Below are 15091 nucleotides of genomic sequence, written 5' to 3'. Positions count from 1 at the left end.
GTCCTCGCGCAGGCGGGGGCGGGAATGACGACAAGCGGTAAGGTGCGTGTCGAAAATAAAGTAATTTAGCTAAAGCCCATAAGGGCGTTGGCAACGCCTTATCATTGCAATTTTAATCCACTCCAGAAAACGCCCGTTTCGTCATCTTTACCCCGCCTGTGCGGGAATGACGAAACGGGCGTTTTTGAATGGATTTTTTCTGCGCCGCTGTCTTAGGCAAAATTTACGCCACGAAATCCAAGCCTATGTCCAACGAGCGGCTGCTGTGGGTCAGATAGCCGAGGGCGATGCCGTCCACGCCGGTTTGCGCTACGCGCTTCAGGCGGTCGAAGCCGATGCCGCCCGATGCTTCGCAATAGACGGTGTGGGGGTAGGCGGTTTGCGTGTGGCAGCGGTTTGCTGCTTCTTTCAGGGTTTCGTCGTCCATGTTGTCCAGCAAAATCCGTTCCGCGCCCGCCGCGATGGCTTCGTCCAGTTGTGCCAGCGTGTCCACTTCGATTTCCACGCAGGTCAACGGTCCGACCGCCTGTTTTGCCTGCCGCACGGCTTGGGCGATGCTGTCGCAATAGGCGAGGTGGTTGTCTTTGATGAGCACGGCGTCGTCCAAACCCATGCGGTGGTTTGTGCCGCCGCCCGCCCTGACGGCGTATTTTTGCAGGACGCGCAGCAGGGGGATGGTTTTGCGGCTGCACACGATGTCTGTACCGTATTCGGCGACTTCGGCGACGGCACGCGCGGTGGCGGTGGCGATGCCGCTCAAGTGCGTGAGGTAGTTGAGAGCGGTGCGTTCGGCGGCGAGCAGCGCGCGGGCGTTGCCTTCGACGGCGGCAAGCGTCTGACCTGCGCGGACGGCTTGTCCGTCTCGGTTTTCGGCTTGGAAGCGGACGGACGGATCCATCGTCTGAAAGGCGAGGCGTGCCAAGTCCATGCCGGCGATAACGCCGTCTTCGCGGCTGACGAGGAAGAGTTTGGCGGTTTTATCGGGCGCGATAACGGCGGCGGACGTAATGTCGCCGCGCCTGCCCAAATCTTCGCTCAAGGCTTGTTCCACCATGGGGCGTAACAGGGTGTCGGGCAGGGGGAAGAGGGTGTTTTCAGACGACATGGGGTTTCCTTTGTTGAAAAAGATTGATGTTGCACCGATGGGGCAAAACTTCATGTTATAGTGGATTAAACTTTAAACCAGTACGGCGTTGCCTCGCCTTAGCTCAAAGAGAACAATTCTCTCCGGCGTCATCTGATTATTTTGAAATTGCCATTTCAATGACTTGCTCAACATAGTTGTTTTCCAAATCAATTACGTCTCCTTTTCTTTGATTTGATTTTTTTAGTTCATTATATGCATAAAAAATGACGATTTTCTTCCCTTCACAAAATAAATGTCTGTCGGATTTATTCATCATATACATACTTTCATTCCTTACGATGCCTTCACCATCTATAAAACTAAAACTATTCGGTATATTTCTTCGTTCCATTCCCGCTTCATATATTGACGATATCACTCCGGAAACGCTTCTGGTGATAATCTGTCCGGAATCAATATTACTCCACCATTCCTCTGATGCAAATAAGCCTTTGTCTTTTTTGATGCCAAAGATACTTTCGTCATTTAATGATAATAATCTTGTCTTTTCAATAAATTCTTTTTCTCTTTTCATGACTTTTTTAAAATCATAGATTAAATACATATCATCATCCAAAATCAAATAACTCATTTTACGTCTCCAATTTTTTCAAAATAAATAATCTGTTTCTCAAAAGTTTCTTTACCGCCAGATTTCCCCAGCCCTGTATTGACTACCCCTTTTCCTTTATTCACATGTGGTTTTCCTTGGCCTTCAAGCTTGAATTGCACTTGTGTTTTTTCAGTCCATCCCTTATTTGTGCGAGGTAAATCTGGAAAAAGTTTGCCTGTGGCTGAGTTGCCTGTGGTGCCAATCTTTTTTAAAACTTCCATAGTTCCTGGTAAGGTGTTCAAGCACCAAGTGAATCGGTACCGTACTATCTGTACTGTCTGCGGCTTCGTCGCCTTGTCCTGATTTTTGTTAATCCACTATAGGTCGTCTGAAAACGGGCTAACGGCTGCCCAGCGGCAGTCCGATGTCCGAAATCAGCCTGTCGGGCAGGACGTCATCGCGGAAGCGGTAAAGCTGCGCGGGACGGCCTTTGCTGCCCGATACGCCGGTATCCGACGGCTCGATGAGGTTTTGCTGCTGAATCTGGCGGCGGAAGTTTTGTTTGTGCAGCAATCTGCCGCTGATGGCTTCGACGCTGTTTTGCAGTTGCAGCAGCGTGAATTCGGGCGGCATCAGTTCGAAAATCACGGGGCGGTATTTGATTTTGGCGCGCAGGCGGGACAGGGCGGTTGCCAACACGCGGCGGTGGTCGTGGCGCATGGGCTGCCCCGTGAGCGCGAAGTCGAAGTTTGCCTGCGGCTCGGCGGCTTCCGCTATCAGACCGCTTTCAAACAGCATTTCATAGCGTTGCAAAACGTATTCTTCCGACCAGTTTTCCGGCTCGACCCCCCAACACAAATGAATGCGCTTGAGCCGCTTTTGGCGGACTTCCTCCGTGTCCGCCGAGTTTGCCCAAATGCGCAGGCGGCTGACGACGGCGTCGCGCTGCCCGCCGTCGGTGCGCAAGTCTTCCCACGGGAAATAGCCGTAGCAGTCCTGCCATTTCGCATCCGGGTGCAGGATGCTGTCGGCTGCCTCGCGCACCAGCCCCAGATAGCTGACGTACAAGACGGGCATGCCGTGTTCGTTGCGGCGGTGGGTATCGACAAAGGTGTAAAGCTGTTCCACATAGCCCATAGGCTGCGAAGTCTGCTTGGCGACCCACAGCTTTACGCCCGCCTGCAGGGAATTGCGCAGAGGGGAGAGCGGGCCGTTGGGCAGGAGCGTGCCTTGGGCGACGGTCAACACCCGCAGGCCGCCGTCGGTAACGGCAATCAATACGGGAACCAGCTCGACGATGCTTTGCGGCGGGGCTTCGGCTTCGGGGTAGGCGTCCATGCTCGGCTTTCTGCGGGTGGAAAAGGCTTTATTGTAAACCAAAGCGGTTTGTCGGAACGAAGCGGGTCGGTTTTGCGGTATCTCAAACCTGTTTTCAGACGACCTTGCATATTATACTCAAGTTGAGCATAATATAAAAACAGTTTGAAAAACAGACGGCAAACCTTCATACCGCCTCAAAAACCAGCCACAAGGAAACATCATGCAAACCGCTGCCCGCCGCTCGTTCGATTACGATATGCCCCTCATTCAGACGCCGACTTCCGCCTGCCAAATCCGTCAGGCGTGGGCGAAGGTTGCCGATACGCCCGACCGCGAGACGGCGGGTCGTCTGAAAGACGAAATCAAGGCTTTGCTGAAGGAGAAAAACGCAGTCTTGGTGGCACATTATTACGTCGATCCGCTGATTCAGGATTTGGCTTTGGAAACGGGCGGATGCGTGGGTGATTCGTTGGAGATGGCACGCTTCGGCGCGGAACACGAAGCCGGTACGCTGGTGGTGGCGGGGGTGCGCTTTATGGGCGAGAGCGCGAAAATCCTCTGCCCTGAAAAAACGGTGCTGATGCCTGATTTGGAGGCGGAATGTTCTTTGGATTTGGGTTGTCCCGAAGAAGCGTTTTCGGCGTTTTGTGACCAACACCCCGACCGCACGGTGGTAGTGTACGCCAACACTTCCGCCGCCGTGAAAGCGCGTGCCGATTGGGTGGTAACCTCTTCGGTGGCGTTGGAAATCGTGTCGTATCTGAAATCGCGCGGCGAGAAACTGATTTGGGGTCCCGACCGCCATCTCGGCGACTACATCCGCCGCGAAACGGGCGCGGATATGCTGCTGTGGCAGGGTTCGTGCATCGTCCATAACGAATTCAAAGGGCAGGAACTGGCGGCGTTGAAGGCGGAGCATCCCGACGCGGTGGTGCTGGTTCATCCCGAATCGCCGCAAGGCGTCATCGAACTGGGCGACGTGGTCGGCTCGACCAGCAAACTGCTGAAGGCCGCCGTATCGCGCCCCGAAAAAAAATTCATCGTGGCGACCGATTTGGGCATCCTGCACGAAATGCAAAAGCAGGCGCCCGACAAAGAATTTATTGCCGCACCGACGGCGGGCAACGGCGGAAGCTGCAAAAGCTGCGCGTTCTGCCCGTGGATGGCGATGAATTCGCTGGGCGGCATCAAATACGCCCTGACAAGCGGACACAACGAAATCCTGTTGGACAGAAAGCTGGGCGAGGCCGCCAAACTGCCTTTGCAACGCATGCTTGACTTCGCGGCAGAACTCAAGCGCGGGGATGTGTTCAACGGCATGGGACCCGCCTGATTTGCCGTTCGTAATGGGTGCAGCCTGAAAATACCGCCCGCCTGCTTTCCCAAGACGGGGTTTGCGCACAAAAAATCTTTAAAAACAAGACTGTTTTTTATTTTATTGCATTGATATAATTATACTTTCTTTCATTTATCAGGTAAAAACATGCAAATGCACTGGCTTTTTCTGACTGTAGCAATTTTAAGCGAAGTCTGCGGTTCTTCCATGCTCAAACTGAGTGGCGGGTTTAGCAAACTGTGGCCTTCTATTGGCGTGGTAGTCAGCTTTTCGGTGTGTTTTTGGGCCTTGTCTATGACACTGAAAACCATGCCGCTGGCTACAGCATACGCCATTTGGGCAGGCGTGGGACTGGTTTTAACGGCTTTAGTCAGCGTGGTGTTTTTCGGTGAGAAAGCTGATTTCATTGGGATTGTCAGCATCGGTTTGATTTTGCTGGGCGTGGTGCTGCTCAATACCATGTCGCATATGTCGGGGCATTGATTAATCCACTATACCGTTTCAGACGACCTCTCAAATAAGGACAACACCATGCAAACCGATTGCGACGTATTGATTGCCGGAAACGGGCTGGCGGCACTGACGCTCGCCCTGTCGCTGCCTGAATCGTTCCGCATTGTCATTTTGTGCAAAAACCGGCTGGACGACACTGCCAGCCGTCATGCGCAAGGCGGGATTGCGGCGGCATGGTCGGGAGAGGACGACATCGAAAAGCACGTTGCCGATACCTTGGAAGCGGGCGCGGGTTTGTGCGACGAAGCCGCCGTCCGCACCATCCTGTCGCAGGGCAAACCGGCAATCGAATGGCTGCTGGCGCAGGGCGTGGCGTTCGACCGGAATCATAACGATCTGCACCTGACGCGTGAAGGCGGGCATACCTGCCGCCGAATCGCCCACGTCGCCGACTACACGGGCGAAGCCGTCATGCAGAGCCTGATTGCCCAAATACGCCGCCGCCCGAACATCCGCGTTTGTGAGCGGCAGATGGCGTTGGACATCCAAACCGAATCAGGCACGGCGTGCGGGCTGGCCGTCCTCGACTGCCGAACGCACGAAACCTACCGCATCCGCGCCCGCCATACCGTACTCGCAGGCGGCGGCTTGGGACAGATTTACGCCGCCACCACCACGCCGCCCGAATGCACGGGCGACGCCATCGCCATGGCGATACGCGCAGGCTGCGCCGTCGAAAACCTCGAATTTATCCAATTCCACCCCACAGGCTTGGCAAGGCCGTCTGAAAACGGCCGCACCTTCCTGATTTCCGAAGCCGTGCGCGGCGAAGGCGGCATCCTGACCAACCAATCGGGCGAACGGTTTATGCCGCATTACGACCGCCGCGCCGAACTCGCGCCGCGCGACATCGTTGCCCGCGCCATCGCCGCCGAAATCGCCAAGCAAACGCAAGACTTCGTCTCGCTCGACATCAGCCGCCAACCCGCAGCGTTCGTTCGTCAGCATTTTCCGTCTATCCATCGGCACTGCCTGTCCCAATGCGGCTTGGACATCACGCGCCAAGCCATCCCCGTCCGCCCCGTCCAGCACTACACCTGCGGCGGCATCCGAACCGACCCCAGCGGTAGAACCTCCCTGCCGCAGCTCTATACCTTGGGCGAAACCGCCTGCACCGGGCTGCACGGAGCCAACCGCCTCGCCAGCAACTCCCTGCTCGAATGCGTAGTTACCGCCAGGCTTGCCGCCCAAACCATCGCGGACGGACAAGCATTCCAAACCGCACCGCCCCAAAGGTCGTCTGAAAACCCCACCGCCGAAGCAGGCATCTTTTCAGACGACCTCCAAAACACATTCAGCCGCCCCGTCCTGCAAGCGTTCAACCAACGCCATCTCGGCATCCTTCGCAACGATACCGACCTGCGCCGCGCCATCGCCCAACTGCGGCTTTGGAAGCAAAACCAAACCGAGCCGCACACCGCGTCCGAATACGAAAACCGCAACCTGCTCGAATGCAGCCTCGCCGTCGCCCAAGCCGCATACGCAAGGCGGCAAAACATTGGTGCGCATTTCAATACCGACTTGACAGAGCGTGTCGAGTGGAAAAAACAGGCGGCAGGCTGAAGGGCAGGGCTGCGCGGGGGGATATTCCTGTGAAGAATGAAGAAAGGTCGTCTGAAACCATTATTTCAGACGACCTTCTTCCAAATCCGAACAAATCAATCCATTCCATCTATTTCCCCTCTAAATATCATCCGTGCAAGCAACAATCGGTGCAATCGGTTAAAATGGGTCGTCTGAAATTTGTTTGACCGAATTGAGAAAATCATGTCCCAACAATACGTCTATTCCATGCTGCGCGTGAGCAAGGTTGTGCCGCCGCAGAAAACCATCATTAAAGATATTTCCCTTTCTTTCTTCCCCGGTGCGAAAATCGGCCTGCTCGGTTTGAACGGCGCGGGCAAGTCCACCGTGCTGCGGATTATGGCGGGTGTGGATAAGGAATTTGAGGGCGAAGCCGTGCCGATGGGCGGTATCAAAATCGGCTACCTGCCGCAAGAGCCGGAGCTTGATCCGGAAAAAACCGTGCGTGAGGAAGTGGAAAGCGGTTTGGGCGAAGTAGCTGCGGCGCAGAAACGTTTGGAAGAAGTGTATGCCGAGTACGCCAATCCTGATGCGGATTTTGATGCGCTGGCGGAAGAGCAGGGCCGCTTGGAAGCAATTATTGCGGCGGGTTCGTCCACGGGCGGCGGTGCGGAACACGAATTGGAAATCGCCGCCGACGCGCTGCGCCTGCCGGAATGGGATGCCAAAATCGGCAATCTGTCCGGCGGTGAAAAACGCCGCGTCGCTTTGTGCAAACTCTTGCTGAGCAAGCCCGACATGTTGCTGCTGGACGAGCCGACCAACCACTTGGACGCTGAATCGGTCGAATGGCTGGAGCAATTTTTGGTGCGCTTCCCCGGCACAGTGGTCGCGGTAACGCACGACCGCTACTTCTTGGACAACGCCGCCGAATGGATTTTGGAACTCGACCGTGGCCACGGTATCCCGTGGAAAGGCAATTACTCGTCTTGGCTGGAGCAGAAAGAAAAACGCTTGGAAAACGAGGCGAAATCCGAAGCCGCGCGCGTGAAGGCGATGAAGCAGGAATTGGAATGGGTGCGCCAAAATGCCAAAGGCCGCCAAGCCAAGTCCAAAGCGCGTTTGGCGCGTTTTGAGGAAATGAGCAACTACGAATACCAAAAACGCAATGAAACGCAGGAAATCTTCATTCCCGTTGCCGAGCGTTTGGGTAATGAAGTGATTGAATTTGTGAACGTTTCCAAATCGTTCGGCGACAAAGTGCTGATTGACGATTTGAGTTTCAAAGTGCCCGCGGGCGCGATTGTCGGCATCATCGGTCCGAACGGCGCGGGTAAATCGACGCTGTTTAAAATGATTGCGGGCAAAGAGCAGCCTGATTCGGGTGAAGTGAAAATCGGGCAAACCGTGAAAATGAGCCTGATTGACCAAAGCCGCGAAGGTTTGCAAAACGATAAAACCGTGTTCGACAACATTGCCGAAGGCCGCGACATTTTGCAGGTCGGGCAGTTTGAAATCCCCGCCCGCCAATATTTGGGTCGTTTCAATTTCAAAGGCAGCGACCAAAGCAAAATCGCAGGGCAGCTCTCCGGCGGTGAACGCGGACGTTTGCACTTGGCGAAAACTTTGTTGAGCGGCGGCAACGTCTTGCTGCTGGACGAACCGTCCAACGACCTAGACGTGGAAACCCTGCGCGCGTTGGAAGACGCATTGCTGGAATTTGCCGGCAGCGTGATGGTCATTTCGCACGACCGCTGGTTCCTCGACCGCATCGCCACGCATATCTTGGCTTGCGAAGGCGATTCGAAATGGGTGTTCTTCGACGGCAACTATCAGGAATACGAAGCCGATAAGAAACGCCGACTCGGCGAAGAGGGCGCGAAACCGAAACGGATTAAATATAAGCCGGTAACGCGTTGATAGGAAAATAAGAAAACGTCGTCTGAAAACTTGAAAAAGGGTTTTCAGACGACGTTTTTATAGTGGATTAAATTTAAATCAGGACAAGGCGACGAAGCCGCAGACAGTACAGATAGTACGGCAAGGCGAGGCAACGCCGTACCGGTTTAAAGTTAATCCACTATATTGTGATGACTGTTTATTTATGTACCGAAATGAAGATTAAACCTTAATTTCCGATTTATTTATCTGTGGCAGTTTCAGACGATGTTGACTAACGGAGAAATATGCCGCATCAAACCTTATTTTTGGGAGGCGAGGAAGCCGCTTAACTCGAACTCGAAAGGCATTCCGTTTTGCGCGCCGGAGCGGGTAATAGACAGGGCGGCAGCGGCGCAGGCCTTGCGTACGGCGATGTCTATGCCTTCGTGCCAGAATACTGCCAATGCGCCGTTGAAGGCATCGCTGGCACCCGTGGTGTCGGAGGTTTGTACCTTAAAACCTGAAACATGGCGCAGACGGCCTTTGGGGTCTTTATATACGGCGCCTTTACTGCCTGAAGTCATCAGGACGGGGCAGGGGGATTTTAAAATCAACTCTTCGGGAGACAAGCCTTGCGGTGCTCCCAAGCTGGCGGCAAGCTCATAGCGGTTGGGTGTTAAGATGGTAATTTGCTCCAACAATTCTTTCGGGATGGCGCGGGCGGGTGCGGGATTAAGGATAAAGGGTTTGTTGTATTTTGCTGCCAGTTTTGATGTGGCTATCACGCACTCCATCGGAATTTCAAGCTGGCTGAGGATGATGTCGGCTTCGGCAAACCGTTCTTCTGCGGCTTCGATGTCGGCAACGGTCAGATACATATTTGCGCCGGCAATAACGATGATGGAATTTTCTTCGTCGGCAACGGTAATGTTTGCCATGCCGCTGTTTTGTCCCATGATGGTTTGGACATAATCGGTACATATGCCTTCGTGGCGGAGGTTGGTTACCATTTCCAGTCCGAAATCGTCGTCGCCGACTGCACCGATGATGGTTACGCATGCACCTAGGCGTGCGGCGGCAACTGCTTGGTTGGCACCTTTGCCTCCCATGTAGCGATGGAATGAGCTTCCCAGCAAAGTCTCGCCCGCGCGCGCGAATTGGGTGGCGCGGGTTACTAAATCCATGTTGATACTACCGACGACGACGACTTTGATATGGAGCATTCTGATATATCCCTTTTGAAACACGATACAACCGTATCAGGCGGTCTTTATTGATATTGAAATATGCAGGAAACCGCATTCTCTATGCCGATAGGCATTTTGCGTCATTGTACCCGCTGGAATTGCAAATGCAATATTAATTCCCGTTTTTCATATTTTAATATCAGATTTTGTTGTAATTAAATCGTAAAATTTCGGAAACTTCATACCGTTTGAATGCTAAATTTGTACATTGGTCGGTTTTTATTTTGTTTTTTATAAAATTTAAATAGAATGGAAAATTTTTTCTGTTTTATATACCATTTTTCTTTCAAGGTCGTCTGAAAGCCCAATCAATACGTTCGTTTTAGCGAAATTCACTTTGTCCGTTTTAGCGAAACCCGCTTCACTCGTTTTAGCGAAACCCGCTACTCTCGTTTTCAGACGACCTTTTTCCAACCCTGTTACAATACGCCTTTTATTGTTCACGCCGATTTTGCCATGACCGAGCCGACCTACATCCCGCTGCGCCTGCATACCGAGTTTTCGATTACCGACGGTATGGTGCGGATTAAAAAACTGATTGCCAAAGCGCAGGAATACGGTTTGTCTGCTTTGGGCATCAGCGATTTGATGAACGAATTCGGTTTGGTGAAATTCTATAAAGCCTGCCGCAGCGCGGGGATTAAGCCCGTCGGAGCGGCGGATGTGTGGATAGGCAATCCGAATGCGTCCGACAAGCCGTTCCGCGCCATGCTGATTATCCGCAACGATGCGGGCTATCTGCGCCTGAGCGAGCTTTTAACGGCGGCTTATGTCGGCAAAGACCGCAATGTCCATCATGCGGAACTCAATCCCGAATGGCTGGAAAACGGCGACAACAGCGGCTTGATTTGTTTGAGCGGCGCGCATTACGGCGAAGTGGGCGTGAATCTCTTGAACGGTAATGAAGACGCGGCGCGTGCGGCGGCGTTGAAGTATGCGGCGTGGTTTCCCGATGCGTTTTATCTGGAGCTGCAACGCCTGCCCGAACGCCCTGAATGGGAGGCTTGCGTTTCGGGCAGCGTGAAGCTGGCGGAGGAGTTGGGTTTGCCTGTGGTGGCGACGCATCCGACGCAGTTTATGAGCCGCGACGATTTCAATGCGCACGAAGCGCGGGTGTGCATCGCGGGCGGCTGGGTGCTGACGGACAAGAAACGTCCGCGCGATTTTACGCCGAGCCAGTTTTTCATTCCGCCGGAAACGATGCTGGAGCGTTTCGCCGACTTGCCCGAAGCCTTGGAAAACACGGTAGAAATCGCCAAGCGCTGCAATATCCATATCACGCTGGGCAAAAACTTCCTACCTTTATTCCCGACGCCCGACGGCCTGTCGCTGGACGATTATCTAGTGAAGCTGTCCAACGAGGGCTTGCAGGAACGCATGGTTCAGCTTTATCCCGACGAGGCAGAACGGGCGGCGAAAATGCCGGAATATCAGGAGCGGCTGGATTTTGAGTTGAACATCATCATCCAGATGAAATTTCCCGGCTATTTTCTTATCGTACAAGACTTTATCAACTGGGCGAAAACGCACGGCTGTCCTGTAGGGCCGGGGCGCGGTTCGGGCGCGGGTTCGCTGGTGGCGTATTCGCTGAAGATTACCGACCTCGACCCACTCAAATACGCGCTGCTGTTCGAGCGTTTCTTAAACCCAGAACGCGTCTCTATGCCCGACTTCGATGTGGACTTTTGCCAAAGCAACCGCGGGCGCGTGATTGAATATGTGCGCGAAAAATACGGCGCGCAGGCGGTGAGCCAGATTGTGACCTTCGGCACGATGTCGTCCAAAGCGGTGATTCGCGACGTGGGGCGCGTGCTGGAGCTGCCGTTTACCCTGTGCGACAAACTGTCTAAGCTGATTCCGCTGGAAGCCAACAAGCCTCTGGGGTTGGACGATGCGATGAAGGCGGAGCCGCAGATTCAGGAATTGATTGAGGCGGAAGAAGCGGACGAACTGATTACGCTGGCGAAAAAGCTGGAAGACCTGACGCGCGGTCTGGGTATGCACGCGGGCGGCGTGTTGATTGCGCCGGGCAAGATTTCCGATTACAGCCCCGTGTATCAGGCGGACGAATCCGCCTCGCCCGTATCCATGTACGACAAGGGCGACGTGGAAGACGTGGGTTTGGTGAAGTTCGACTTTTTGGGCCTGCGCAACCTGACCATTATCGAAATGGCACAGAACAACATCAAAAACACCACCGGCGATATTGTCGATGTCGGCAAAATCCCGCTCGACGACCAGGCCGCCTACAAAATCTTCCGCGACGCGAACACCACCGCCGTCTTCCAGTTCGAGTCGACCGGCATGAAAAAAATGCTGAAAACGGCGCACACCACCAAGTTTGAAGAACTCATCGCCTTTGTGTCGCTCTACCGCCCCGGCCCGATGGACAACATCCCCGACTTCGTCGCGCGCATGAAGGGACAGGAATTCCAATACATCCACCCGCTGCTGGAAGGCATCCTCGCGCCGACCTACGGGATTATGGTGTATCAGGAACAAGTGATGCAGGCGGCGCAGATTATCGGCGGCTACTCGCTCGGCGGCGCGGATCTGCTGCGCCGCGCCATGGGTAAGAAAAAGCCCGAAGAAATGGTGAAACACCGCGAAATCTTCGCCGAAGGCGCGGCAAAGCAAAACATTTCGCGCGAAAAATCCGACGAAATCTTCAACTACATGGAAAAATTCGCCGGCTACGGTTTCAACAAATCCCACGCCGCCGCCTACGCCCTGATTTCCTACCAGACCGCATGGCTCAAGGCGCACTACCCCGCCGAATTTATGGCGGCAACCATGTCGTCTGAATTGGACAACACCGACCAGCTCAAGCATTTCTACGACGACTGCCGCGCCAACGGCATCGAGTTCCTGCCGCCCGACATCAACGAATCCGACTACCGCTTCACGCCGTATCCGAACATGAAAATCCGCTACGCACTCGGCGCGATTAAAGGTACGGGCGAAGCCGCCGTCGAATCCATCATCGCCGCGCGGCAAAGCGGCGGCAAGTTTACCGGCCTCTTGGACTTCTGCGAGCGCGTCGGCAAAGAACACATGAACCGCCGCACCCTCGAAGCCCTGATACGCGGCGGCGCGTTCGACAGCATCGAACCTAACCGCGCCATGCTCTTGGCTAACATCGATCTCGCCATGAACAACGCCGACCAAAAAGCCGCCAACGCCAATCAGGGCGGGCTGTTTGACATGATGGAAGACGCCATCGAACCGGTGCAGCTCATCGACGCGCCCATGTGGAGCGAATCGGAAAAACTCGCCGAAGAAAAAACCGTCATCGGCTTTTACCTGTCCGGCCACCCGTTCGGCCCGTATGCCCAAGAAGTCCGCCAAATCGCCCCGACCAAATTAGGCCGTCTGAAACCGCAAGACAGCGTCCGCCTCGCCGGATTCGTTACCGCCGTGCGCACCATGATGGGCAAGCGCGGCAAAATCGCCTTTGTCAGCCTCGAAGATTTGAGCGGGCAGATTGAAATCATGGTCAGCGGCCAGACGCTGGAAAACTGCGCCGACTACCTCAAGTCCGACCAAGTGCTGATTATCGAATCCAAAGTCAGCCGCGACGACTACGGCGGCGGCGACGGACTGCGCATCATGGCAAACCAAGTCATGACCCTGCAAATGGCGCGCGAACGCTACGCCCGCAGCCTCAGCCTCGCCCTCGCCCCCGGCCACGACATCGAACGCCTCGCTGCCATCCTCACCGCCCACCGCCTGCCCGACACGTCGCACATCCCGTTGCAACTGTCGTACAGCAACGACAAAGCGTCAGGCAGGTTTCAAGTGCCGCCGAAATGGATGGTTACGCCGAGCTCCGCGTTATTCGACGAACTGGAAAAACTGCTCGGCAGCAGGGCAGTGCGCGTGAATTGGTAGTTATAGGTAAACCATAAATTTGCTTCGGAACCGATTAAAACTTCTGTAAAGAATTTGACAAAAAATTGACGTTTCAGGTCGTCTGAAATCCAAACTCCGGCTTTCAGACGACCTCAAATAAGGATCAACATGAAATACAAAGACCTACGCGACTTCATCGCCTTGCTCGAGCAGCAGGGCAAACTCAAGCGCGTCGCGCATCCCGTTTCCCCGCATTTGGAAATGACCGAAATCGCCGACCGCGTGCTGCGTGCCGAAGGGCCGGCGTTGTTGTTTGAAAACCCGATTAAGCCCGACGGCACGCGCTACGATTATCCCGTGTTGGCGAACCTGTTCGGTACGCCCGAACGCGTGGCGATGGGCATGGGTGCGGACAGCGTGTCCAAACTGCGCGAAATCGGGCAGACGCTGGCGTATTTGAAAGAACCCGAACCGCCCAAAGGCATCAAAGACGCATTTTCCAAACTGCCGCTGCTGAAAGACATTTGGAGCATGGCACCAAACGTGGTGAAAAATGCGCCGTGTCAGGAAATCGTATGGGAAGGTGAAGACGTTGATTTGTATAAACTTCCGATTCAACATTGCTGGCCGAAAGACGTTGCGCCGCTGGTAACGTGGGGCTTGACCGTAACGCGCGGACCGCACAAAAAACGCCAGAACTTAGGCATTTACCGCCAGCAGTTAATCGGCAAAAACAAGCTGATTATGCGCTGGCTGTCGCATCGCGGCGGCGCGCTGGATTATCAGGAGTTCCGCAAACTCAATCCTGATACGCCATATCCCGTCGCCGTCGTGCTCGGCTGCGACCCTGCCACCATTTTGGGCGCGGTAACGCCCGTTCCCGATACCTTGAGCGAATACCAGTTTGCCGGACTGCTGCGCGGTTCTCGGACAGAACTGGTGAAATGTATCGGCAACGATTTGCAAGTGCCCGCACGCGCTGAAATCGTGCTGGAAGGCGTCATCCATCCGAACGAAACCGCGTTGGAAGGCCCATACGGCGACCACACGGGCTATTACAACGAGCAGGACCATTTCCCCGTGTTCACGGTCGAACGCATCACCATGCGCGAAAACCCGATTTACCATTCCACCTACACAGGCAAACCGCCCGACGAACCCGCCGTTTTGGGCGTGGCATTGAACGAAGTGTTCGTGCCGCTTTTGCAAAAGCAGTTCCCCGAAATCACCGATTTCTACCTGCCGCCCGAAGGCTGTTCCTACCGCATGGCGGTGGTCAGCATGAAAAAACAATACGCCGGACACGCCAAGCGCGTGATGATGGGCTGCTGGTCGTTTCTGCGCCAGTTTATGTACACCAAATTCATCATCGTGGTGGATGACGATGTGAACGTGCGCGACTGGAAAGAAGTCATCTGGGCGGTCACCACGCGCATGGACCCCGTACGCGATACCGTTTTGGTGGAAAACACGCCCATCGACTATCTCGACTTCGCCAGCCCCGTCAGCGGACTTGGCGGCAAAATGGGCTTGGATGCGACCAACAAGTGGCCGGGCGAAACCGACCGCGAATGGGGACGGGTAATCAAAAAAGACTCTGCGGTTACGGCTAAGATTGATGAGATTTGGGGGGAGTTGGGGTTGTAAACCCTAACATCAAAAAGGTCGTCTGAAAACGTTTTTTACAGCGGATTGGAACAGGGAAGATTCAATTACCGTCATTCCCGCGCAGGCGGGAA

The 15091-nt window shown here is 54.5% G+C and carries 11 protein-coding genes and 1 pseudogene; 7 read left to right on the top strand and 5 right to left on the bottom strand.

Annotation, left to right across the window (positions count from 1 at the left end; genetic code table 11):
* Positions 1–223 precede the first annotated feature (223 nt).
* The 4 genes from nadC to HMPREF2907_RS08585 all read right to left on the bottom strand — a co-directional run bounded on the left by nadC (position 224) and on the right by HMPREF2907_RS08585 (position 3017).
* Positions 224–1105 carry a carboxylating nicotinate-nucleotide diphosphorylase gene (nadC, locus tag HMPREF2907_RS08600; protein WP_070682146.1) on the bottom strand — a complete coding sequence of 294 codons (882 nt, stop codon included), beginning with the start codon at positions 1103–1105 and terminating at the stop codon, positions 224–226.
* Positions 1106–1241: 136 nt separating this feature from the next.
* Positions 1242–1718, bottom strand: a complete 477-nt coding sequence (locus HMPREF2907_RS08595) for a hypothetical protein (protein ID WP_002258798.1) — start codon at positions 1716–1718, stop codon at positions 1242–1244.
* On the bottom strand, positions 1715–1960 hold the full coding sequence (locus HMPREF2907_RS08590; RefSeq protein WP_070461575.1) for a hypothetical protein: 246 nt from the start codon (positions 1958–1960) through the stop codon (positions 1715–1717). The genes HMPREF2907_RS08595 and HMPREF2907_RS08590 overlap by 4 nt, the downstream gene beginning before the upstream one ends.
* A gap of 118 nt (positions 1961–2078) precedes the next feature.
* Positions 2079–3017: an NUDIX hydrolase gene (locus HMPREF2907_RS08585; protein ID WP_070682143.1), complete on the bottom strand. Its 939-nt coding sequence runs from the start codon at positions 3015–3017 to the stop codon at positions 2079–2081.
* 202 nt (positions 3018–3219) lie between these two features.
* On the opposite strand from HMPREF2907_RS08585, the gene nadA reads away from it, so the two are divergent.
* The 5 genes and pseudogenes from nadA to HMPREF2907_RS13280 all read left to right on the top strand — a co-directional run.
* Positions 3220–4332, top strand: a complete 1113-nt coding sequence (gene nadA / locus HMPREF2907_RS08580; protein WP_049254302.1) for a quinolinate synthase NadA — start codon at positions 3220–3222, stop codon at positions 4330–4332.
* A 156-nt stretch (positions 4333–4488) separates the two neighbouring features.
* Positions 4489–4818 (top strand): DMT family transporter, encoded by a 330-nt coding sequence (locus HMPREF2907_RS08575; protein ID WP_065424158.1) that lies wholly within the window; start codon positions 4489–4491, stop codon positions 4816–4818.
* Positions 4819–4866: 48 nt separating this feature from the next.
* Positions 4867–6411 carry an L-aspartate oxidase gene (gene nadB / locus HMPREF2907_RS08570; RefSeq protein ID WP_070682140.1) on the top strand — a complete coding sequence of 515 codons (1545 nt, stop codon included), beginning with the start codon at positions 4867–4869 and terminating at the stop codon, positions 6409–6411.
* 204 nt (positions 6412–6615) lie between these two features.
* Positions 6616–8292 carry an energy-dependent translational throttle protein EttA gene (gene ettA / locus HMPREF2907_RS08565; RefSeq protein ID WP_003756559.1) on the top strand — a complete coding sequence of 559 codons (1677 nt, stop codon included), beginning with the start codon at positions 6616–6618 and terminating at the stop codon, positions 8290–8292.
* A 55-nt stretch (positions 8293–8347) separates the two neighbouring features.
* A pseudogene (locus HMPREF2907_RS13280) lies at positions 8348–8458 on the top strand (IS5/IS1182 family transposase); the annotation flags it as partial.
* A gap of 115 nt (positions 8459–8573) precedes the next feature.
* Here HMPREF2907_RS13280 and HMPREF2907_RS08560 read toward each other — a convergent pair.
* The gene (locus tag HMPREF2907_RS08560; RefSeq protein WP_039408657.1) at positions 8574–9476 is read right to left on the bottom strand and encodes a ribokinase; all 903 of its coding nucleotides are present in this window, start codon (positions 9474–9476) and stop codon (positions 8574–8576) included.
* A gap of 480 nt (positions 9477–9956) precedes the next feature.
* On the opposite strand from HMPREF2907_RS08560, the gene dnaE reads away from it, so the two are divergent.
* Together dnaE and ubiD are read left to right on the top strand one after the other, a co-directional pair.
* Complete coding sequence (gene dnaE, locus HMPREF2907_RS08550; RefSeq protein ID WP_070682136.1) at positions 9957–13391, top strand: DNA polymerase III subunit alpha; 3435 nt, start codon at positions 9957–9959, stop codon at positions 13389–13391.
* A gap of 129 nt (positions 13392–13520) precedes the next feature.
* Positions 13521–14999, top strand: a complete 1479-nt coding sequence (ubiD, locus tag HMPREF2907_RS08545) for a 4-hydroxy-3-polyprenylbenzoate decarboxylase (protein WP_070682133.1) — start codon at positions 13521–13523, stop codon at positions 14997–14999.
* Positions 15000–15091: the final 92 nt, after the last annotated feature.

It is taken from the genome of Neisseria sp. HMSC055H02, assembly GCF_001813335.1.
GTDB classification, from domain to species: domain Bacteria; phylum Pseudomonadota; class Gammaproteobacteria; order Burkholderiales; family Neisseriaceae; genus Neisseria; species Neisseria sicca_C.
Note: the sequence above shows the minus strand (reverse complement) of the source record. Positions and strands in the feature narration are given on the sequence as shown.

What these genes read in the sequence shown, in the direction of transcription:
- nadC (WP_070682146.1), bottom strand. Translation starts at nt 1,105, where the DNA reads ATGTCGTCTGAAAACACCCTCTTCCCCCTGCCCGACACCCTGTTACGC.
- HMPREF2907_RS08595 (WP_002258798.1), bottom strand. Translation starts at nt 1,718, where the DNA reads ATGAGTTATTTGATTTTGGATGATGATATGTATTTAATCTATGATTTT.
- HMPREF2907_RS08590 (WP_070461575.1), bottom strand. Translation starts at nt 1,960, where the DNA reads ATGGAAGTTTTAAAAAAGATTGGCACCACAGGCAACTCAGCCACAGGC.
- HMPREF2907_RS08585 (WP_070682143.1), bottom strand. Translation starts at nt 3,017, where the DNA reads ATGGACGCCTACCCCGAAGCCGAAGCCCCGCCGCAAAGCATCGTCGAG.
- nadA (WP_049254302.1), top strand. Translation starts at nt 3,220, where the DNA reads ATGCAAACCGCTGCCCGCCGCTCGTTCGATTACGATATGCCCCTCATT.
- HMPREF2907_RS08575 (WP_065424158.1), top strand. Translation starts at nt 4,489, where the DNA reads ATGCACTGGCTTTTTCTGACTGTAGCAATTTTAAGCGAAGTCTGCGGT.
- nadB (WP_070682140.1), top strand. Translation starts at nt 4,867, where the DNA reads ATGCAAACCGATTGCGACGTATTGATTGCCGGAAACGGGCTGGCGGCA.
- ettA (WP_003756559.1), top strand. Translation starts at nt 6,616, where the DNA reads ATGTCCCAACAATACGTCTATTCCATGCTGCGCGTGAGCAAGGTTGTG.
- HMPREF2907_RS08560 (WP_039408657.1), bottom strand. Translation starts at nt 9,476, where the DNA reads ATGCTCCATATCAAAGTCGTCGTCGTCGGTAGTATCAACATGGATTTA.
- dnaE (WP_070682136.1), top strand. Translation starts at nt 9,957, where the DNA reads ATGACCGAGCCGACCTACATCCCGCTGCGCCTGCATACCGAGTTTTCG.
- ubiD (WP_070682133.1), top strand. Translation starts at nt 13,521, where the DNA reads ATGAAATACAAAGACCTACGCGACTTCATCGCCTTGCTCGAGCAGCAG.